24 protein-coding genes are annotated in these 20913 nt (G+C 64.1%); 11 read left to right on the top strand and 13 right to left on the bottom strand.

All coding sequences use genetic code 11. The features are described from left to right. Positions 1-125 precede the first annotated feature (125 nt). The 10 genes from SB753_RS27710 to sctU all read right to left on the bottom strand — a co-directional run bounded on the left by SB753_RS27710 (position 126) and on the right by sctU (position 9220). Positions 126-380, bottom strand: a complete 255-nt coding sequence (locus tag SB753_RS27710; protein WP_020070028.1) for a hypothetical protein — start codon at positions 378-380, stop codon at positions 126-128. 100 nt (positions 381-480) lie between these two features. Then, positions 481-723: a hypothetical protein gene (locus SB753_RS27705; protein WP_020070027.1), complete on the bottom strand. Its 243-nt coding sequence runs from the start codon at positions 721-723 to the stop codon at positions 481-483. Next, positions 707-1975: a type III secretion protein gene (locus tag SB753_RS27700; RefSeq protein ID WP_410802894.1), complete on the bottom strand. Its 1269-nt coding sequence runs from the start codon at positions 1973-1975 to the stop codon at positions 707-709. The genes SB753_RS27705 and SB753_RS27700 overlap by 17 nt, the downstream gene beginning before the upstream one ends. Positions 1976-2100: 125 nt before the next feature. Continuing rightward, entirely contained in the window at positions 2101-3111 is a 1011-nt protein-coding gene (locus SB753_RS27695; RefSeq protein WP_410802892.1) for a hypothetical protein, read from the bottom strand. Further along, on the bottom strand, positions 3108-3371 hold the full coding sequence (gene sctS, locus SB753_RS27690) for a type III secretion system export apparatus subunit SctS (protein ID WP_020070023.1): 264 nt from the start codon (positions 3369-3371) through the stop codon (positions 3108-3110). The genes SB753_RS27695 and sctS overlap by 4 nt, the downstream gene beginning before the upstream one ends. An 8-nt stretch (positions 3372-3379) precedes the next feature. Next, positions 3380-4048 carry a type III secretion system export apparatus subunit SctR gene (sctR, locus tag SB753_RS27685; RefSeq protein WP_408172001.1) on the bottom strand — a complete coding sequence of 223 codons (669 nt, stop codon included), beginning with the start codon at positions 4046-4048 and terminating at the stop codon, positions 3380-3382. Further along, on the bottom strand, positions 4026-5297 hold the full coding sequence (gene sctQ / locus SB753_RS27680) for a type III secretion system cytoplasmic ring protein SctQ (protein WP_410802890.1): 1272 nt from the start codon (positions 5295-5297) through the stop codon (positions 4026-4028). Before sctQ ends, sctR begins: the two co-directional genes overlap by 23 nt. 41 nt (positions 5298-5338) lie before the next feature. Then, positions 5339-5968 (bottom strand): type III secretion system protein SctP, encoded by a 630-nt coding sequence (sctP, locus tag SB753_RS27675; RefSeq protein WP_410802888.1) that lies wholly within the window; start codon positions 5966-5968, stop codon positions 5339-5341. 27 nt (positions 5969-5995) lie between these two features. Then, entirely contained in the window at positions 5996-8104 is a 2109-nt protein-coding gene (gene sctV, locus SB753_RS27670; protein WP_410802886.1) for a type III secretion system export apparatus subunit SctV, read from the bottom strand. 39 nt (positions 8105-8143) lie between these two features. Next, on the bottom strand, positions 8144-9220 hold the full coding sequence (gene sctU, locus SB753_RS27665) for a type III secretion system export apparatus subunit SctU (protein WP_410802884.1): 1077 nt from the start codon (positions 9218-9220) through the stop codon (positions 8144-8146). A 310-nt stretch (positions 9221-9530) separates the two neighbouring features. On the opposite strand from sctU, the gene SB753_RS27660 reads away from it, so the two are divergent. From SB753_RS27660 to sctC, 10 genes are all read left to right on the top strand, one after another. Next, positions 9531-10148 (top strand): HrpB1 family type III secretion system apparatus protein, encoded by a 618-nt coding sequence (locus SB753_RS27660; RefSeq protein WP_408493024.1) that lies wholly within the window; start codon positions 9531-9533, stop codon positions 10146-10148. A 54-nt stretch (positions 10149-10202) separates the two neighbouring features. Further along, entirely contained in the window at positions 10203-10595 is a 393-nt protein-coding gene (locus SB753_RS27655) for a hypothetical protein (RefSeq protein WP_020070016.1), read from the top strand. Positions 10596-10654: 59 nt separating this feature from the next. Then, complete coding sequence (gene sctJ / locus SB753_RS27650; protein ID WP_310359509.1) at positions 10655-11413, top strand: type III secretion system inner membrane ring lipoprotein SctJ; 759 nt, start codon at positions 10655-10657, stop codon at positions 11411-11413. Then, the gene (locus tag SB753_RS27645) at positions 11410-12213 is read left to right on the top strand and encodes a type III secretion protein HrpB4 (protein WP_410802882.1); all 804 of its coding nucleotides are present in this window, start codon (positions 11410-11412) and stop codon (positions 12211-12213) included. The genes sctJ and SB753_RS27645 overlap by 4 nt, the downstream gene beginning before the upstream one ends. Then, the gene (sctL, locus tag SB753_RS27640) at positions 12198-12968 is read left to right on the top strand and encodes a type III secretion system stator protein SctL (RefSeq protein WP_410802880.1); all 771 of its coding nucleotides are present in this window, start codon (positions 12198-12200) and stop codon (positions 12966-12968) included. The genes SB753_RS27645 and sctL overlap by 16 nt, the downstream gene beginning before the upstream one ends. Positions 12969-12972: 4 nt before the next feature. Then, positions 12973-14367, top strand: coding sequence for a type III secretion system ATPase SctN (gene sctN / locus SB753_RS27635; protein ID WP_410802878.1), 1395 nt, complete (start codon positions 12973-12975; stop codon positions 14365-14367). After that, entirely contained in the window at positions 14364-14858 is a 495-nt protein-coding gene (locus SB753_RS27630) for a hypothetical protein (protein ID WP_020070011.1), read from the top strand. The genes sctN and SB753_RS27630 overlap by 4 nt, the downstream gene beginning before the upstream one ends. Further along, positions 14855-15706: a type III secretion system export apparatus subunit SctT gene (gene sctT / locus SB753_RS27625; RefSeq protein WP_410802876.1), complete on the top strand. Its 852-nt coding sequence runs from the start codon at positions 14855-14857 to the stop codon at positions 15704-15706. The genes SB753_RS27630 and sctT overlap by 4 nt, the downstream gene beginning before the upstream one ends. A gap of 214 nt (positions 15707-15920) precedes the next feature. Next, on the top strand, positions 15921-17366 hold the full coding sequence (locus SB753_RS27620) for a helix-turn-helix transcriptional regulator (protein ID WP_410802874.1): 1446 nt from the start codon (positions 15921-15923) through the stop codon (positions 17364-17366). A 52-nt stretch (positions 17367-17418) separates the two neighbouring features. Next, positions 17419-19203 carry a type III secretion system outer membrane ring subunit SctC gene (sctC, locus tag SB753_RS27615; protein WP_408476043.1) on the top strand — a complete coding sequence of 595 codons (1785 nt, stop codon included), beginning with the start codon at positions 17419-17421 and terminating at the stop codon, positions 19201-19203. Positions 19204-19298: 95 nt separating this feature from the next. On the opposite strand, the gene SB753_RS27610 is transcribed toward sctC, so the two are convergent. From SB753_RS27610 to SB753_RS27600, 3 genes are all read right to left on the bottom strand, one after another. Next, positions 19299-19730, bottom strand: coding sequence for an HrpB1 family type III secretion system apparatus protein (locus tag SB753_RS27610; RefSeq protein ID WP_088175036.1), 432 nt, complete (start codon positions 19728-19730; stop codon positions 19299-19301). 166 nt (positions 19731-19896) lie between these two features. Continuing rightward, entirely contained in the window at positions 19897-20376 is a 480-nt protein-coding gene (locus tag SB753_RS27605) for a lytic transglycosylase domain-containing protein (protein ID WP_410802872.1), read from the bottom strand. 8 nt (positions 20377-20384) lie between these two features. Beyond that, positions 20385-20612: a hypothetical protein gene (locus SB753_RS27600; RefSeq protein ID WP_410802870.1), complete on the bottom strand. Its 228-nt coding sequence runs from the start codon at positions 20610-20612 to the stop codon at positions 20385-20387. 16 nt (positions 20613-20628) lie between these two features. Between SB753_RS27600 and SB753_RS27595 the strand changes: the two genes are divergently transcribed. After that, positions 20629-20823 (top strand): hypothetical protein, encoded by a 195-nt coding sequence (locus SB753_RS27595; RefSeq protein ID WP_410802868.1) that lies wholly within the window; start codon positions 20629-20631, stop codon positions 20821-20823. Positions 20824-20913 lie beyond the last annotated feature (90 nt).

The raw sequence follows: 20913 nt of genomic DNA, 5'->3' as shown, positions 1-20913 counted from the left end.
CCGACTCTGGTTGATGTTGAAACCCGGCGTGCTCGACGCCGGAATTGAAAAGGCGCGTGTCGCCGGGGCGAACGCGCCAGAAAGAGCCTGCTGCAACGCACGTGAAGCGCGTCCGCAGCCAGGCGTCAGCTTGCCTGCGCGGCCTTCGTCAGGCTCGATGCGCCCGACTTCAGCGCTTCGCCCACGGCTTGCAGCACGCTCGCGTTCGACTGAGCCTGCGCGATCTTCAGTTGATCCTGTGCGTTGGCGTTGATCTGGTTGACCGCGGAATCAGTGCCGGCGGACGACGACAGGTCTTCAGCCTTGCCGGCCGCGGTGGCCTGCGCCGCAGTGCCTGCTCCTGCTCCGAGGGAACTCGCTGCACTCGTGATTGAACCCATGATTGACACTCCTTGAAATGAACGGCCGGACCGGAGTGGCCGCGGCATCGGAATCCCGCGTAGCGCGGGGACAAACGTTTCGACGCAGTTGCGTCGAAACTCAGCCATTGAGCGCGTCTTCGCGCAGTTGAGCGATGATCCGGCTCGCCGCGAGCAACCCGCGGTAGATCTTTGCGCGTGCATTGCGGTCTTCCGGCGAGCCGTCGGTGCGGCTATTCAGTTCCTCCGCGCTTTCTTCGAGCGCGCGGCGCAACACGGCGACTTGCGCATCGGCATCGGGCGCGCGCACGAGGCCTTGCAGATCGTTGAACTTCGCCGCATGACGTTCAATTGCCTGATACATGAGATTTCTCCGTGACAGAAGGTCCGGCTGCCGGGACGGCTGCCAATTGAGGGGGTTGCATGGCGGCTTGTGCGGTGGCTTGTGTGCCCGCTTGCGTGGCGGCTTCGGGTGCCGCGCCGCTCAGTCCGTGACTTCGTTCGCCATCGCTGTCGCCGTTCGCTGCGGCGTCGCTCGCGGACATGGGCGCATCGGCGGGGTCGTCGGCGAGGATGAAGATGTGCTTCACGCCATCCGGTGTCTGCGCATAGCGCACGCGATCGGACGACACCACGGTCGTGTACTGACCGTCGGCCTCGGCGGTGGGCGTCGCGTCGCTGCCCGTCGCGTCGATGCGCAGTTCCTTCACGTTCGCGTCGAGATCCGCGCGTACGCGCTGCACGGCCTGCTGCACGCCGTCGATGTCGACACCCGTACCCGTGATTGCGAACACGCCTTTGCCCGCGTAATGCACGTCGACGTTCGCCATGCCGATCGCTTCCTTGATGCCGCGCGCCGTGTCCTCGGCGTTGCCGTATTGGCGGGTCACGCGCGCGCCCGGGATGTGTTCGAGCAGACGCTGCGCGACCAGGTCGTCGCCGGCACTGGAGACAAGCCCTGTCACCAGCACGCCGCCGTGGCCGTCGAGCGTCGCATGCAGATCGGTCAGACGCGCGCCCGCGAGATCGCGATTGGCCTGTTCGGCAGCGGCGACGTCGGGCGGCGGCAACGATGCCTTGGCACGCGTGCTCAACGCCATCGACACCATGCCCGACGCAATCGCCAGCATCACACACGCGGCGCCCACGGCTGTCACCAGCTTGCGCTTGATGATCCATTGACCGCTTCCGGCGGCGGTCTCGTGTGCGGGATCGTCGGCGCTTTCGGGCTTGACCAGCAGCGTCGAGAGGAGGGCGAGATCGCTCGGCCACACGGCGTCGTCGGGACCGATGCATAGAACCGTCTGGTCGAACTGCATCGGCACGAAGTCGGTCATCAGCACGACGCCGGGGTCGAGCGCATCCGGGAGCGCGCCTTCGTCGGTGTGAGCGGCGGCGGAGTCCGTCGAGTCCATTGCTACTGCGTTGACGGGCGCGGGCTCGGTACGCGTAACCGTCACTACACCGGTTTCGTCGACGTTCAGCACGACTGCCGCGCCGCTCCAGTCGGTGATGCGAATGTCGGCATCGTCGTCGGAGTGGACCCGGTGAGCGCCCGTGCTGAGGCGGGCTTCCGCGCCGGCATGGTTACCTGTCAGGATGCGCAGCAGTTTCATGGTTTCAGACTTATGCGAAGATCGTTCGGCGCATCGGATCGACACGCCACGCAATCCAGATTAGCGATATCCGCGTGCAACGTGCCCGCGTTTGCGAAGCCGTCCACGGCCGCACGAAACGCCACTCAGGCACGCGACGCGGCGCGCAGCCGCGCTTCGATCGCGCCGAGCAGGGCCGCGTTCAGATGACGCCCGCGCTCGGCCTGATCCGGCGTGTTCGGGCGTTCAAGCACGAGCAGGACGAGGTTCGCCAGCAGATTCACGCGCTGAGCAAGACCTGCGGTCGAACCGTGGGCGCTTGGCGCGCCTCGCGCATCGGGCTGTTGCCTTGAGCCGGCCGTACGCGTTGCGTCCAGTGCCGTTTGCGCGAGACGCTCTGAAACTGTGGTGAGCAGTTCGCGCCTCGCCGCCGACGTGCTGGGCGCAAGCGCGCCTTCGGCGGCGCGCAACATGTGGATGCGCTGCATCAGCGATTGCAATGCGCGATCGGCTGACGGCACGCTTCCCGCCGCGATATCGTCGCGCAACTTGAGCAGCGCTTCGCCGATGGCACCGCGTATTTCGCCGCCGCGCGCGGCACTGGAGCGCGGCGGTGTGGTCGCGCTGACGCCTTCAACGGCAGTGGCTGCAAAGACGCCGCCGGGCGCGCTGTCATGATCGTCGCGGCTATCCTGATCGTGATCGTGAGGATTGTCGCGTTGCTTGCCGTTCTGTTGACCGCCTTCCTGCTGCGGCTGGCCGCCGCCACCGCCGCCGCCTTGCCGGCCGCCGTCGCGCGTGACGCGATCGGCTTGCACCTTGCTCCGCGCCGTTTTTGCGCCGGTCGCGTGAGCGCCTTTGAGCGCACCGTGCACAGTCGACGCAGCGCGTTGCGACGGCGCGAAGTGTTTACCTGCGGCTCGCGCAGCCGCCTGACGCTTGCGCAGCGCGGCCGCAAGTTGACGCGCCTTCGCGCTGTTCGCTTGCGCAAGATGATGCGAGTGATGCGCGTGCGCAAACGTCACGTTGTTCTTGTAGACGGCAGAAAAGCGCACGGCCTGTGTATGCGAGGCGTCGTGGTTCGCGCGGTTCGCCGCTGACGTTTCGGTGGACGCGCCGGCTTGCGCCGCGCGCGTCTGGGCGGAGACCGTCGTCATTGCGAGGTCGCGGCCTGCAACACCTGGTTGGCGAAGCGCAGCACGGCGGCGGCCGAAATGGGCGCGGCCACGACGAGCGCGACGACGACTGCCACCAGCTTGACGCCGAACGACAGCGTCTGATCCTGCAGCGAAGTGACGGCCTGCAGGAATGAAACGACGAGGCCCACGCCGGCCGCGATCACCACGATCGGCAGCGACACGTAAAGACACAGCAGAAGCCCCTGCGTCGCGAGGCCGATCAGCGCGTCGATGTTCATGAGAACTCCTAGCGATAGCCGAGAATGAGGCCGTGAATCAGCGTCGACCAGCCGTCCATCGCGACGAACAGCAGCAGCTTGAACGGAATCGCGACACTGGTCGGTTGCACCTGGCTCAGGCCCATTGCCATCAGCACGTTGGCGATGATCAGGTCCACCACGATGAACGCGATGTACAGCAGGAAGCCGATCTTGAAGGCATCCGTGAGTTCGGTCAGCGTGAAGGCGGGCGCGAGCACGATGATGTCGGTGTCTTTGAGCGCCTTCGCCTGTTCCTTTGGCCAGATCGCGCTCGCCGAGCGCAGGAAGAACTGCCGCTCGCGCGGTTGCGCATGAGCCTTCAAGAAGTTGCGAAACGGTTCGCGCGCGGCGGCGATGCCCTGCGTCACCGTCTGCGTGACCGTGCTGCCGCTCGTGTTCGCTGCGCCGCTGCCTTGCATCGCGCCAGCGGCGGTGAACGCGATCGGCGCCATGATGTACACCGAGACGATGATCGCGATGCCGTTCAGCACCATGTTCGGCGGCACCTGCTGGACGCCGAGCGCATTGCGCAGGAGCCCGAGCACGACAACGATCTTCATATACGAGGTGACGACCATCGCCACGAACGGAATGATGCTGATCGCCAGAACGACGATCAGCAATCCGGTGATATCACCGGTCTGTGTCGCTGGCATAGGCCATCCCCGTGATGCGGATTCCAAGGTGTTCGCCCACGCTCACCAGTTCGCCGTGGCCGATCGTCTGACCATGCGCGACGAGTTTGATGCGGGCGTCCGTCACAGGCGTGTCGAGCTCGATCACGTAACCACGCCGCAGCGCTGCGACTTGCGACAGCGGCAACGCCAGCGTGTCGATTTCGAACTGCACCGGCAGATCGAGTTCGCCGATGTCGAGAGGCGAAGTTGGGGTGAACGGTGCGGCTTCCGCTTCGGCTTCGGCCTCCGCTTCGGCTTCCTCTTCCGTTTCGGACTTCGTCGGCGCCTCGGTGCCTGTCGCGATAGCCGCTTCGTGCGGAACATCGTCCAGCGGAGGGTCGCCATAGTCGATTCGCGGCAACTCGTCGCCTTCGACCTGCAGGGTTTCGTCACTCATGATGGGGTCGTCGTTGAGGGTGAGAAGGGCGCCGTCGAGCGCGACCGTGGCCAGCATGCAGCGTAGGCCCGGCGTGCCCCACGCGGCGCGCAGCTGCAAGGGGCCGTGGCCGCGCAAGCCGAGCACGGTGGCGCGGCTGAACGCGCGTAACAGCACATCGCCGGGACGTAGTTTTTGAAGCGCGCGGATCGACACACGCCGCGCGCCGAGCGCAATGCGCCCCGGTACGCCGAGCGTCGCGAAGGCGTCAGGATCGCAGCGCCGCTGCTGATTGCCGAACGACGCGAGCCGCGTTTCGATCAGCCGGAGCGTGGGCAGTGCGATATCGAACAGCGTTTCGTATGCGACGCCCTCGCGCATCAGTGCGATGCGCAGACGCGCCGTGTTGTCGGACTCGAACGTGGCCGATTCCTTCGTCGCGCGCTGCACGGATGCCACGCGCCACGTGCCTGCGCCGCTCGCATTGAAGCTGTCGACGAGCGGCGCAAGCACCGCGTTGGCAATCGCATTGCGCAGGCTCTGCTGCGTGCCGCTGTGGTCCGCCTCGGCGGGCGTGGCGAGTATCTGCAGCGACGGGTAACGCGCGAGATCGACATGAAGCGCGAGTTGCCCCGACAGATGTGCAAGGACGATCCGGCCGGCATCCTCTAACGGTTCGGCGCTCGCGGCGTCGCGCGCATCCCCGTGCGAGACATGCACGGCATCGAGCCGGCCGAGCCGGCGCAATGCGTCGACGTTGCGCGCGTCGCAAAGCAGGCGCGCGGCGCAGGCGTCGGCGGGCGGGATGGCCGGCAGTAGGCCGGCGAGAGAGCGAGGCCGGGTTTCGAGCATTGCGGAGGTCAGCGTGAAGCCATGAGTAGGGAGGGCGGGACTTACCAGATGGTCAGCGTCAGCGAACGCGGTTCGCTCCAGCTGTCGAGCAGCGCCTTCAGTTGCCGTTCGAGCATGCCGCTATGCAGTAAGAGTAATTGCTTTGCCTGGGCGTCCTGCACGTCGAAGCGAAGCGACAGGCCGGCGGGCGAAAGCGTGAGATTGAGCACGGTGTCGGCGAGCAGGTTTGGATCGAGCCGCATCGTCAGGTCCCAATTGCCCGATTCGGCGACGAAGCGATTCGCCGATAGCCGCGCGACCTCGCGCGCGATCGAAGCCGCCAGTTCGATAAAGCCTTGCTGCTGCATATAGACCGCTTCGATCACGGGCGCGCTGCCCGCGCCGACGCGGCCCCCGACGGTCGTCCGGTCCGGTGCGCGGTGCTGATCGGCGTCGCTTTCTTCGTCTTCGAGCGCGAAGGGATTCGCGTTGCTGTCGGCAAGCGCGCCGTGTTCGGGATCGCTCTCGCGTCGAACCAGCGCCGCATAGTCGAAGCCGCGCGCGCGCCGCGTGCGTTCGCTCGAAGTAGCGGACCCCGGCGCGAAACCCGAACCGGACACGCCGCTCGTTTCCGTCGAATCGGGTGCGATGACGCGCGCGGGGCGTCGCATGGAGCGTGAAAATGTCGACATTCAGGCTGCCCTCATGCCGTCACCGCGTCATGCCGTCACGCGGCCGATCGGCTGCAATTCCACGAGCCCGCCAAGCTCCTGGTACGAATACACGTTGAGCCAGTCGAGCTTGCCTTCGAGCATGCGCCTCACATAGCGGCGAATATCCATCGACGTGACGAGCGCGATGTCGTCGCGCGCAATCGTTCCTGCGTACGCTTCGATGCTGTCGAGCAGGAAGGTCACTTCGTCGGGCGGCAGCGCGAGGTAGTTGCCGGTCGGCGTCTGCTTGATCGCCTGGCGGATATGCTGCTCGACCGGCCCGTCGAGCAGCACGGCGGGCAGCACCTTCGCACCCTGGGTCGCGCGATGAGCGAGAAAGCGTGCGAGGTCGCCGCGCACATACTCGGTCAGCATCAGCATGTCCTTCTCTTTCGGTCCCCACGCGATCAGGCTTTCCATGATGTTGCGAACGTTGCGGATCGGAATCTGTTCTTCGAGCAGACGGCGCAGCACGTCGGCGATACGCTGCGGCGGCAGCACCTTTTGCACTTCCGCGAGCAAACCCGGATAGTCAATGCCGAGTTGCTCCTGAATCCACTGCACTTCCTGCACGCCGAGAAACAGCGACGCGTGCCGCCGCAAGAGCCGCACCGAAACATGCGCGATCACCTGTTCCGCGCGCCACGCTTCGGTCTTTGCGGGCAAGCCTTTTTCGTCGTGCCAGTAACTCGGCTGACTGCTGCCGTCGAGCGGCGCGCGTTGCTCGCAATTGGGTGCGAGCGCGCGCAACTCGGCGTCGCCAGGCCGGTCTTCGCCAATGCCGCTCGCCTCGCGCGCGAGCGCGAGCGGCAGCGTCGGCAACACCACTTTTCCAGGCGGAATTTCTACGGTCAGATAAGGCACATCGTGCATCAGGAACTCGCACGTGGACGCTGTGAGGCGGTCGGACGTCCACATCGTGATGCCGGGAAACGGCAATCCCAACTCTTCCTGCAATACCTCGCGCTCCGCTTCGAACGACGTGTTGAGTCCCGCGAGACTCAGACGCGCGACGAGATCCGGCGCGATCCGCACGCCGAGCGCGCAGGTGAACGCGGGCGGATGCGTCGCGATGGCGGGCGTTTCGATTTTCGCGCCGACACGTTGCATGGAACGCACGGCTTCGCCGTCGTGCAACTGGCGCGACGGCTTGCTCTTTTGCAACCGGTATGCGGCGAACGCGAGCACGCCAGACAGCAGGATGAACAGCAGCCATGGAAAGCCCGGCACCGCGGCAAATGCGAGCAGCAGCACCGCCGCGAAAAACAGGGCGGGCGGGCTCGTGATCAACTGCCGGCCAATATCCGCGCCGAGCGAGCGTTGCGTTTCATCGCGATCGTCGGCGACACGCGTGATCATCACGCCGGCCGCGACGGAGAGCAGCAGCGCCGGCACCTGCGCGACCATCGCGTCGCCGACCGACAGAATCGAGAAGCGGTTCGCCGCTTCCGCCGCCGTCATGCCGTGATACGCGACGCCCACCGCGAGTCCCGCCACGATGTTGATGACCGTGATAATGAGTCCTGCCACGGCGTCGCCCTTGACGAACTTCATCGCGCCGTCCATGCCGCCGTGCAGCGCGCTTTCGAGCGCGAGCGTCGCGCGCTTGTGGCGCGCTTCGTCGGAGGTCAGCAGATTGGCGCGCAAATCGGCGTCGATGCTCATCTGCTTGCCGGGCATCGCGTCGAGAGTGAACCGCGCGCCCACTTCGGCGACGCGTTCCGAGCCCTTGGCGATCACGATGAACTGCACCAGCGTGATGATGATGAACACGACCATGCCCACCACCAGGTTGCCGCCCACCACGAGCTTGCCGAAGCTGTCGATGATTTCGCCCGCCTCGGCGTGCAGCAGAATGGATTTGGTCGATGCAATGCTCAACGAAAGGCGGTACAACGTGGTGAAAAGAAGCAGCGACGGGAACGCGGACAACGACACGACGCTCGGCACGTAGAGCGTGATCATGAGCAGCGTTACGCTCGCCGCGATATTGAGTCCGACCAGAATGTCGATCATGAAGGTCGGCAGCGGCAGGATCATCAGCGAGAGGATCGCGATGATCAGGAACAGCATCCCGATCTCGCCGCCCACAGGAAGTTTTAGCGTCTTGAGCATGGTGAATGTGGTGAGTCCAGCAAGAGCCGCGAACAGTGCTTACGCGGCGGGTGTCTGCATACTTTGGCTTTGCTTCGCGAGACCGATCGAGTCGACCCAGCGCAGGATCGCCGCGACGGCTTCGAACAGTTCGTCGGGAATCGGCTCGTCGATCTCCACCTTGTAAAGCGCACGCGCAACCGGCGGATTGCCGACAATCGGCACGTTGTATATCTGCGCCTCGCGGCGCAATTGCGCCGCGGCTTCGTCCATACCCTTCGCGATCACGACCGGCAGCGGAAATTCGTCGGGTGCGTAGCGCACTGCGACGGCGTAGTGCGTTGGATTCACCACCATGATGCTGGCGGCCGACACCTTGCGCGGCGGCGCGGAGGTGGCGAGTTCGCGCGCGAGCCGCTTGCGTTCGCCCTTGATCACAGGATCGCCTTCGTCCTGCTTGAATTCGCGCTTGATCTCGTCCTTACTCATCTTTTTGCCGCGAATGTAGAGAAACTTTTGCAGCTTGAAGTCGACGCCGCCGAACATCACGAACAGCGCGGCGGCGGTGCCGAGAATCTTGAGCATCAACCCGCTCGCGAGCCGCGACAGTTGCGGCACCGACTGAAACAGCGAGCCGATCACGAGCGGCAGCAAACCTTCGATCGTTTTCCACATGACGATCATGAGTACCGCGCCCTTGACGATCATCTTCAGCAATTCGAGCAGCGATTTCAGCGAGAAGATCTTTTTCACGCCGGCGGCGGGACTGATGGCGTCGAACTTGAACGACACGGCCTTCATCGAAATCACGACGCCCACCTGCGCGCCTACGGCGACGATCGCGGCGAGCACCGCCGCGCCGATGCCCGGCAAAATCGCGCCGACCACGTGTGAGCCGATCACGTGCAACGTCACGTAAAGCGTATCCATGTCGCGCGGCCCGCTCACGAAGCGGAGCGCGTCTTGCACGCCTGCGCGCATCGCGTCGACCATCGAATCGCCTGCTGCCGCGAGCATCAGTACGCCGGCCGCGAGAATCACGCCGTCCGCGACGTCGGCGCTTTTCGCGACGTCGCCTTCCTCTCGCGCCTTGCGTAGCTTCTTTTCGGTTGGCTCTTCGGTTTTGTCGTCGCTCATCGCAGAGGTCCAGTGAAGGGGAGGCGGGCGAGCCCGAACGTACGGCGTGTTCATGCAGCCATAGCGCGGCTCGATTCTATGCAGCACATGTCTCGCGCTATTGGCGCGACACGAAGCAGGACATCGGCGCGCGAAGCGACCGCCATGTGAGCGTGCCGTGTCGTGCCCGATGTAGCGCCCCGCGTTGTGCCGGTATTGCGCGCCGTTTCGCAATGCTGCTGATCGCTTCGCTCGCGGCGTGAGCCGGCGCGTTTTGCGCTGCTACCTTTCGCTCACTGGAAGCATCACCGAACACACGGAGTCAAACGCCATGCTCGCAAACCAGCCCAAGTCGGCCCAGCTCTCTCAGTCGGTCAGCCAGGCCGACTATCTGAAGTGCAGTCAGGACGTGATTTCCGCGCTCATCGAAACGGTGTCGGTCGGGCTCTTCAGCCATTTCCCGACGGTGCGCGGCGATACGACCGACATCGAACTCGTGCTGGATGCGTTGCGCGCGCTGCGTCCGAAAGTGAGCGAGATCGAGTCGTTGCAAGGCGTGCTGTACATCGTGCATGGCCGTTGGGACGACGCGGTTCAGGTGCTGCGCGACGTGATTCACGCGGCGCCGTCCTTTTCGTACGCGAAGGCGATGTTCGCTTACTGCCTCGCGTCGAAGGGCGATCCCAACTGGCGTCAATGGGCCGATGAAGCGCTCGCCGGCGACACGACGCCCGAAACGCGTTCGCTGATTCGCGCGCTGGAAGTGCGCGCAGACCTGCTGGCCGCGCGCGCAAGCTATCGCGGCGGTGAGTTTGTGTTGCCGCAGTCGTATCGCGAGCTGGCCGAGGAGCAGGAAGCCAAAGCCGCCGCCGAACACGCCAGGTCGGCCGCGCAGCCTGCACGTGAGAACGCCGCGCAATTCCAGCAGATGGGTTTTCTGCGCGCCTGATCTTAGGCGCGCGCGTCGTTTCACTTCGTTCACAGTCACGCCGGGAGTATTCACATGAGCCTGTCCATCAGCAACGACTCGGTTGCCAAGGCGATTTCGGAAGCGTTCAAGACCGGCAATGGCGCCGAGACGCCCGGCGCCGACTCGGCCGCGAAGTTTCAGGCGTTGATGCAGCAGGAGCGCGTCGCGCCGGATCAAGGCGGCGCGCATGCCGCAAACGACAAGCTCGTCGAAGCGATCTCGCACGAGGACGGCCAGATGGAAGCCGCGCTCAAGGAAGTCGCGCAGTTCGGCCAGCAATCGAGTTCGATGGCGCCCACGGAGGCAATTGCTAAGGCCTCGGAAGTCGCGCTGAATCTGTCGATGGTGCAGTTCGACTTTCAGGCGAAGATGGCCGTGGTGACGTCGTCCAAGTCGTCGGCGGAAACCTTGATGAAGAACCAATGACCATGTTCACGGCTGAAGCATTCGGACCATGGCACTACGCGCGCTGGCGCCGCGCGGCGATGGTCGTATTGTGCGTTGCATGTGCGTTGCTCGCGGGCTGCAAGAAGGAGCTGTACGGCAATCTGAGCGAGCAGGACGTGAACGAAATGACGGTCGCGCTTCTGGAGCGCGGCGTGAGCGCGGAGAAGACCACCGCGGATGGCGGCAAGACCTACTCACTGCAAGTGAGCGACGACGACATGGTTCGCGCAATGGAAGTACTGCGCGACAACGGCCTGCCGCACAGCAAGTTCGACGATCTGGGCAACCTGTTCAAGAAGGACGGTCTGGTTTCCACGCCGACCGAAGAACGCGTGCGGTTCATTTACGGCTTGTCGCAGGAACTGTCAGGCACGTTGTCCCGCATCGACGGCGTACTGGTGGCGCGCGTGCAGATCGTGATTCCGAACAACGATCCGCTCGCGCAGCAAGTGAAGCCGTCGTCGGCGTCGGTGTTCATCAAGTACCGGCCGGGTCTTGCGCTCAACTCGCTCGTGCCGCAGATCAAGAATCTGGTCGTGCATAGTGTGGAAGGCTTGTCGTACGAACAGGTCAGCGTGACCGGCGTGGCAGCCGATCAGGTCGATCTGAGCCGCCGCAGTGACACGCATGGTTCAGTCTGGCCGTGGGTTGCCGCGGGGCTGCTCGTAGTCGTGCTGGTGGGCCTCGCGCTCGGCTTCGCGTTCCGCGACGCGTTGCAGCGGCGCTTCGGGCCGCTGTCGAATTTGACCGGTGCTTTGTCGCAGCGACTCGGCCGCAAGGACCGGCGCTCCGCATGAACATGCCGGCTTCGTATGTCGCCCCCCACGTCGCTTCCCGCGTCGCCTCCCATCTCGCGCCCCGCGCCGGCTTATTGCACGGCTTCCATCGCGGCCACGTTCGTCTCGGACCGAATGCCGATCACTTGGCGGGCATGCTTGCGAGCTATGAGCAGAACTTGCGCATGGCGATTCGCTGGGTCCACGGTTCCTGGCTGACGCGCGCATTGGGTCTTGGCGAAGCTGACGCGCTTGCGTTGCGTGAACGTCTGCAACACGGTCCGTGCGAAGACGTATCGCTTGCGCTGATGCGCGCGTTGCCGTTTGCGCCGCCCTCGCTCGAACGGCTGATCGGCGTGCCGGCGGCGCGGCTCGATGCACTGCCGATCCAGCAAGGTCTTGCCGCGCTGTGCATCCGCGCGCTGCTGCTGCGGCGCGCGCAGGTGCGTCGTCTGATCGATAGAAACACGCGTGTGCGGCTCGCGCAATGGGCCGGATGTCCGCTCGATCGCATTACCGGCTCGACCGCTGCGGACACGCTTGCAGCGCCCGATCTGACGCGCGTGCTGGGCGCGGCGGCGGTGCCGTCGCTGGAGTCGCTCGAACATACGCAACTCGCGCTGGAGGGCTACGCATTGCTCGCGCGCGAGCCGCAAGCCGGCGACGTGCCCTGCGCGCTGCTGCGCTTCGCATTGCCGTACGACGCGCAGCACGCGGCGTGGCTCGATGCCGTGCCCGCCGCGCTCGACGAAAGCGGAACGGGTGTTCTGCTCGCGCGGCTTGCGGAGTTTTTGCCGGAGTATCCATGGTTATCTGGCTGAGTCATCCACGTATCGCGGATGCAACCGACGCGCTCGGCGAGACACGTTATGGCGTGAACGAGGACATCGTCGCGCGTGAGACGTTCGGCATGCTGGCGAGCGTCGAGGATGTCTATGGGCGCGCCGAAGCCGAGCGTCAGGCGATTCTTGCCGCCGCGCACGTTGAGCGCGAGCAGCTATTACAGGCCGCACGCGCAGAAGCCGCCGCGCTCGTGGCAGAAGCGGCGCGGGAACGCGCCGACGCGGCCGAGGCGGGTTATCGCGACGGCATGGCGCAAGGGCTCGCCGACTGGCTCCAGCAGGTCGCGAATGTCAGCAACGACGCTCACCGTCTACAGCGTCAACTCAGCAAGCGCATGGCCGAAATCGTGATGCTGGCGGTCGAGCAGATCGTCGGCGGGCAGGGTGCGCAGGCGTTGTTCGCGCAGGCGCTGGGTGCAGTGGACCGGATTGTCGAAGGCTCGACCTATCTGCGCGTGAGCGTGCATCCTGGCGATCTCGACGCCGCGCGCGCGGCGTTCGGCGATCTGGAGCGCCGTTGGCGCGAGCTGGGCCGTCCCGTCGCGTTGAGCGTACTCGGCGACAAGCGGCTCGCGCCCGGCAGCTGCACATGCGAGTCCGATGTCGGCATTGTCGATGCCGGTTTGTCGACGCAACTGGACACACTGCGAGCGGCGGTCGAACGTGCGTTGCGGGCGTCGGTGGATGAATCCGTTGCGGCGCCCGCACAAGCGTTACCGGTTGAAGAGGGCTAGGCGCATGATCGAACTCGAAACACATGCGCGCGACAAAGCCGCGGCCACGCACGACGGCCTGCTGGGCGGCGCGGGTTTGCGGCAACTGAGCGACGCGATCGAACGGGAAATTCTCGCGAGCGTGTCGATCCGCCAGGTCGGCAAGGTCGTGGAAGTGATCGGCACGCTGATCAAGGTCGCAGGCATCGACCTGAAGCTTGGTGAACTGTGCGAACTGCGCGCGCCCGGCGGGCGGCTGATGCAGCACGGTGAAGTGATCGGCTTCACGCGCGACTACGCGCTCGTCTCGCCGTTCTCGCGCCTGTCCGATGTGTCGCGCTCGACACAGGTGGTCGGCCTCGGCCGGCCGCTGTCGATCAAGGTGGGCGACAAACTGCTCGGCCGCGTGATCGACGCGCTCGGCGAGCCGATCGACGGACTCGGGCCGATCGACATCGACCGTTACCGGCCGATTTTCGCGGACCCGCCGAGCCCGATGAATCGCCGCATGATCGAGGCGTCGATGGCAACCGGCGTGCGGGTGATCGACGCCATGACGACGCTCGCCGAAGGTCAGCGCATGGGCATTTTCGCGCCGGCCGGCGTCGGCAAAAGCACTTTGCTCGGCATGCTCGCGCGCGGCGCGCAATGCGACATCAACGTGATCGCGCTGATCGGCGAACGTGGCCGCGAGGTGCGCGAATTCGTCGAGTTGATTCTCGGCCCCGAAGGCATGGCGCGCTCGGTCGTGGTGTGCGCGACGTCGGACCGTTCGTCGATCGAACGATCGAAGGCGGCTTATGTGGCGACCGCGATCGCCGAACACTTTCGCGACGAAGGCAAGCGTGTGCTGCTCATGATGGACTCGCTCACGCGTTTCGCGCGAGCCGGCCGGGAAATCGGGCTCGCGGCCGGCGAGCCGCCCGCGCGACGCGGCTTTCCGCCGTCGATTTTCGCCGAGCTGCCGCGCTTGCTTGAGCGCGCGGGTATGGGCGAGACCGGCTCGATCACGGCGCTCTACACGGTGCTCGCCGAGGACGATTCCGGCAGCGACCCGATTGCCGAGGAAGTGCGCGGCGTACTCGACGGCCATCTGATTCTGTCGCGCGAGATCGCCGCGCAGAATCGCTATCCCGCCATCGACGTGCTCGGCAGTTTGTCGCGTGTGATGCCGCAGGTCGTGTCGCGCGAATTCATGGCGTCGTCGTCGCGATTGCGCAAGCTGCTGGCGAAACACCGCGAGGTCGAGATGCTGTTGCAGATCGGCGAATACCAGCCCGGCACGAATGCGCTTGCGGACGAAGCGATCGAAAAGATCGACGCACTGAAAGCGTTTCTCTCGCAAGCGACGGACTCCTACGCCGATCCCGCCGCAACGGAAGTAGCGTTGCACGAACTCGCGCAAGGGCAGGCGGTATGAGCGCGCAGCGGCAGATCACGGCACTCAAGCGGTCGGGCGCGCGGCGAAAACGGTTGGACGAAGCCTTGCGTAGCGCGCTCGCCCAGCGCCAGAACGAGCGCGCCGCGTGTTGCGCGCAAGCCGACGCGGCCGCGCAACGGCACGCGGAGCTCGACGCCGTGGTGCGCATGTATCGTCAGCGCATCGCGGCGATGATGACCGGCGCCGAGCCGTTCTCGATCGACAACTTCACGTCGATCCGCCGTTATACGGAGACGGTCGAGGAACGGCTCGCGCACGCGCAGTCGGAACTGAACGAAGCGCGCGCCGCAATCGCCGCGAAAGACGAAGAGATCGCTGCCGCACGGCGCGACATCGCGCAGAATCGCGGTCGCATCGACATGTGCGAGCAGCGCGTGAAAAAGCTCGAAGCGGTGCTGGATGGCATTGCCGCCGACGCCGAGGACGAAGAGACCGAAGAAATGGCGCTTGCGCGACTGGGCCGCAAATGAACGCGTATCTGCTCGAACACGGTTTGCAATTCTCGCAGTATCTGGCGGTGTGGGGCGTGTGTTCGCTGCGTCTGTTCGCGCTGATGACGCTGTTTCCACCTACCTCCGACGGCGTGCTGCAAGGCGTCGTGCGCAACGGCGTCGCGCTCAGTTTCAGCATGTTCGTCGCGGCGGGTCAGCCGGACTCGTTTGGCGCGTCGCTCACTGGCCTGACTCTGCTGACAATCGGTCTGCGCGAAACCTTTATCGGCATCGTGATGGGCTTTGCGGCGTCGACGGTGTTCTGGGTCGCGGAAGGCGCGGGCAGCTATCTCGACAATCTCACCGGCTTTAACAGCGCGCAGTTGCAGAACCCGATGCTATCGCAGCAATCCACGCCTTCAGCCACGCTGCTCGGTCAGGTCGCGACGGTCGCGTTCTGGTCGCTCGGCGGCATGCAGTTTCTGCTGGAAGCGTTGTATGCGTCGTATAAGTGGTGGCCGATTTCGGCGTCCATTCCGGCGTCCGTCAATGTGCTCGATGCATTCGTGATGCACCAGACCGACACGCTGATGCAAACGGTCGCCAAACTTGCGGCGCCGATGCTGCTCGTGCTGCTGCTGATCGACATGGGCGTGAACCTCGCGTCGAAATCGGCGCAGAAACTCGAACTCAGCGCGCTCAGCCAGCCGATCAAAGGCGCAGTGGCCGTGCTGATGATGGCCGTGTTCACCGGTATCTTCGTGACGCAAGTGCGAGATCAGCTCGACCTGCGTCTGTTGAAAACCAGCCTCGAAGCGCTCGCTCGCAGCGAGACGAAAGCATCTGCGGATGCGCCCGCCACCGTACCTTCACGGCCGCTGCGGTAAAGCCGCGCTCGCGGCGACACGCCAATTCTCAACTATTTTTAATAATCACCGTTTTCCTCTGATTATTGAGAATTGGCGAATCCAGCTTTGTTAAATTGACCTCCGTTGTCGCAAGGCGTTGACGATGCCGCCGAAGTCCGGCGCGCAGACAATCAAGATGCCTAAGCATTTCCATGCCGCGACGTCCGCTTGAAGACCTGTTACGGAGCAAGCCATGTTTTCAACCTTTTACTTTCCTCTCGTATCCGTTCTCGCGTCGTCGGCGGCGCCGGCGGGTCTTTACGACATGATCGCCGGGGGCCGGATTCTGGCGGCGTCGACACAGATCTCGCGCCACGTCGAAGCGTGCGACGAAGACATTCTGCCCGCATGGCTGCAATTGCAGGGCGACCTGAACATGACCTTCGGCATGGAACTCGACGCCGACGAATCGTTTCGCCAGGCACAGAAGAAAATGCGTGCATCGCGCTCGCAGATGCGAGCAGCGTCGTGCCGTAATGCGGGCTGGCAGGCGTTGTTCCGTCATCGGCTCGGTACGGCGATGGCGTGCTTCACACGCGTGGTCGAAGATACGGGCGGCGACGCTGCGCTGCGTCTCGAAGGTTTGTTCGGCACCTTCTGCGTGTTGTTCGATCTGGGCCGTTTGCGCGAAGCGGGTCTCGCGCTCGACGAACTCGAAAACCTTCTTACTAGCGACGCCGCGCAGTTTCACAACGTGGCCGGCTGGCACGATCTGATCGACACCGTGCGCTTCGATCTGACGACGCAAAGCGAACTGCGCTCGCACGCCGAGCTTGCCGACCACGGCTACTGGCAACCGGGGTTCGCGGGCGACGCGCAATGCTCGGTGGTGTCGGTGCCCGCCGCGCTGATGCGGCGTGCCGCAGCGGGCGTTAAAGCGCCGCTGCTGCGTGGACGCATTGAGTTTCTCGAGCAATTGCATGCGTTGGCCGAGGGCGGCCGCGACGCGGAGCGCACGCTCAACGAGCATCTGAACTGGGCCGCGGCGCAAGGATTGACGTCGTATCAGCGCGCAGCGCGTCTCGAGATGATGCTTGCGAGTCTCGCAGGCGGTGTGCCGCAACTCGCGGAGTCGATCATCAATCTGCTCAGTGCGGAGAGCCGCGGCTGGCAAGGGCATCGTCAACTGGAATATCTGTACGGTCTGGCCAAGCTGCGGCATTTGCAGGGCCGCAACGGCGAGTCGCTCACGCTCTACGCGCGTTATGCGGTGAACGCGCTGCGTTGCGTGCGCGACGAGGCCGGCGCGCTTGCGCAATACACGCAGCGCACCGCGCGTCCGCCGGAACAACTGGACGACATTGCCGCTCGCCTGCCGGCGAAATACCGGCGTGCGTATCGCTTTCTCGTCGCGAATCTCGAACGCAAGGATCTGTCGATACGCGAAATCGCGCTGGAGATCGGTGTCACCGATCGGGCGTTGCAAAGCACCTTCAAGAACAGCCTCGGCTCGACGCCGAGCGAAATCATCCGGCAGTTGCGCATGCAGCGCATTCGCGCGGAACTGCAAGCCGCGAGCGGCAGCGAGCGCGGCATTCTGGAAGCCGCCAGCAAGTGGGGTGTGAGTAACCGCTCGACCCTCGTCAACGGATATCGGCGTCAATTCAACGAAGCACCTTCTGACACGCTCAATCGCTGAAATTGTGCATCACGCCTGCACGTCATCTCAATCACCGACTTTCCACAACATCATGAAATCAAAACTAGGTCGCTGTGCAATCGGCGCGGCTTTGCTTCTCTGTCTCACTACCGCTCACGCTGCGCCGATCAAATGGCGGCCGGGGCTCGTGCAGATCTCGGTGGAAAGCAAGGACGTGAAGGATGTACTCAGCGATTTCGCGGCGAGCCAGGGCATCATCATTTCCATTGCGCCAAATATCCAGGGTACGGTGTCGGGCCGCTTCAACCTGCCGCCGCGCAAGTTCATCGACACGATGGCCGCGACCTTCGGTTTTGTGTGGTTCTACGACGGCAGCGTGTTGTCGATCAGCGCGGCCAACGACGTCTCCACGCGAGTCATCAACCTCGACTTCGCCGGGACGGAAAATCTGCGTCAGACGCTCAAGCAGATCGGCCTCGAAACCGACCGCTTTCCGATCGTGTACGACCCGGTTCAGGGCGTTGCCCTGGTGACCGGGCCGAGCCGGCTCTTGTCACTCGTGAGCGACGTGGCGGCGCGCATCGATCAGAACGCGAATCGGCGCACCGGCAGCGAGGTCCGCGTGTATCCGCTGAAAAACGGTTGGGCCGACGACCATAAAGTGGTGATCGACGGCAAGACCGTGATCGTGCCTGGCGTGGCGAGCGTGCTGTCGAGCCTGTATCACCCGCAAAACGATAGCGACAAGAAGGGCAACTCACGTGGCGCGACGCCGGATGTGACGCCTTCGGTGCGACCCGTCGACGCGATGGCGGACGTGCGGGGCGGGACCTCCGGCGGCTCGCCGTATCCCGACAACGCGGGCGTCAATCCGCCGTTGCCGGGTCTGTTCGGCGCGCCGTTGCCGAGCGCGGCGGGGCCCGTCGGCGCGCCTGCGCAAGGCGCGCACAACGGCAACGACGCGAGCGGACGAGGCGCGCCGTCCACGGCCGCGCTACCCGACGGCGCGGGCTCGTTGCCGGTCATCATTGCGGACCCGCGCACGAACTCGGTGCTGGTGCGGGATCTGCCGCAACGTGTCGATCAGTACAAGCCGCTCATCGACCGGCTCGACGTGAAGCGCCGCATGATCGAGATCGAGGCGAACATCATTCAGATCAACGACAACGCGCTCAAGCAGATCGGCGTGGACTGGCGCGCTCACAACAGCCACGTCGACTTTCAGACGGGCAACGGCGTGACGAGTGCGAACAGCTTTAACGGCCAGTTGAATCCGACGTTCACGGGAACCGACGCGAACGGCAACACGATTGCCAACGTGACGCCGGCGGGCTTGTCGCTGACAGCGGTGGTGGGCGATGCGGGGCGTTATCTGCTCGCGCGCGTCAATGCGCTCGAACAGGACGATCTCGCGCGCGTCGACGCAAGCCCGAAGGTCGCGACGCTGGATAACGTCGAGGCGGTCATGGACAACAAAACGCGCTTCTTCGTGAAGGTAGCGGGGTTCACGTCGAGCGATCTGTTCAGCGTGTCGGTCGGCAATACGCTGCGGGTGCTGCCAATGGTCACCGACGACGAAGGCAAGACGCAAATCAAGTTGCAGGTGCATGTCGAGGACGGACAGATCGTGCCCGGACAAACCACCGACCAGATTCCTCAGATCGCCACGAGCGAAATCAACACGGAAGCCGTTGTGACGGAAGGGCAAAGTCTGCTGATTGCCGGATATCGGATCGATAACCAGACCAATGGCGAATCGGGCGTGCCGGTCCTGTCGAAGATACCGTTTCTGGGCGGACTGTTTCGCTATCGGCAGAAACAGAACAGCCATATGGAACGGTTGGTGTTGCTTTCGCCGCGCGTGATCGAATTCTGATCGAGTCCTGACCGAGTCCTGGTAACAGATGCAGGAACGAAACGCTGAATGCCGGTTGTGCGCGATATGCGTCACACCGGCATTTTCCCGGTGCTTCAGGCGTGCACGGCTTCAGTCACACGCTCGGCGAGAAGCGACGGGTGCGCGCCCGGCTCGATCGTCACGCCGAGAAACCGCCCGACGATAGCGATCGCTGTCTGATTGCCGCTCTCCAGCACCTGCGCGCCGAGACGCCGCCATTCGTCGTCGCGCAGCATGAAGAGACACAAGCCGTGCAACGCCGATACGATCGGCAAACCCGCGTGCCGGTCGCTCACCTGACGCAGCAGTTGTGCCGCTTCTCGCCAGTCCGTGCGGCTGATATGCAGACGCGCTTCGAGTACGTCGGCGAGCGGCGAATCGGGCTGCCACGTTCGCAACGCGAGCAACATGTCGTCGAGATCGGCCTGCGCTCCGATGCGCATGCCGCCCGAAAATACGGATAGGAAAGCGTCGAGTACGGTGGCGCTGCATTGAATGGTCGGCATGCTGGTTTCACAGAGAAGAAGGAACAAACGATTCGCGTGGTGCGTTCATTTGCATTGTGCGACGCGGCCCGCTGCGACAAGCGGATCGCACGAAGCGTCGTGCTTTGCCACGAAGTGGGCCATGTGCAACCGCGGCTTTAGCGCATGCTCGACGCATGACGGCACGTCAAGGCGCCGGCATTCCCGATACCGATGCCGATGCCGATCCGATGCTCCACCGCTCGACGATAGCGGCGATGCGACGCGCGTAGTCGTCGCGTAATGCGGGCGTCGCCGAGTGATACGCGCCAACGGCGGCCCACGTATTGCCGTATTTGACGACCTGCCGGCGCAATTGCCATGCGGCAATGTAGACGTTCTTGCACGGCGTCATCAACGCTTGCTGACCGATTCCGTAGCGCGCTAACGCGCTCAGGTGGATCGAATTGATTTGCATGAGACCGTAGTCGATCGAGCCGTTTGCGTTCTTGTGAACCGCGTCCGCACGATAGTGTGATTCCTGCCAGGCGATTGCACGCAGGATAGTCGGATTGACGTGCTGATACGCGGCGGCTTCGTCGAAACAATCGGCATATGCGGGCGCCGCTGCAAACATGACGAGCGAACAAACGGCGGCGCCGGCAATGCGCGGTTTTAGAAGGCACATGGGCGGCGTCAATCCAGTTGCCCGCGTTCGCTCGCGGCGTGAGCGCGTTGCGCGCGTTCACTGCGTTGACGATAGTCGTCGTGAATTGCCTGCTGACGGCGCGCGTCCTGCTGACGTTCTTCCCACAACCGTTCCTCGCGCAACCGTTCCTTGCGATGCCGCTCCGCCACGGCGTCGTACTGTGCATCGACACGCACGAACCCGGTGGCTGCTTGCGTCGAAACCGAAAACGTCATCAAGAGGGCTGCGCCGGTGAACAACGAAGCGCAATGGACGGCACAAGAGGCACAAGAGGCACAAGAGGCACAAGAGGCACAAGAGGCACAAGAGGCACAAGAGGCACAAGAAACACAAAATCGGCGAATGAACATGACAGCGTTGCTCAAGATGAGCGATTCACATGGAGAACTCCACCATACCCATTGCCAGCGTTCGCGCATGACGTAACGCGAAGCGGCACCACGGCCGTGCGAAGCGCGCGTCGCAAGTCGCCTAGGATCGCCTCGGGCCGTCTCGAAGCAGGCGATTTTCAGATTG

The sequence above is a fragment of the Paraburkholderia sp. SIMBA_053 genome (assembly GCF_046534895.1).
Lineage (GTDB): Bacteria > Pseudomonadota > Gammaproteobacteria > Burkholderiales > Burkholderiaceae > Paraburkholderia > Paraburkholderia caledonica.
The sequence above is the reverse complement of the archived record's forward strand: the minus strand, read 5'-3'. Positions and strand labels throughout refer to the sequence as shown.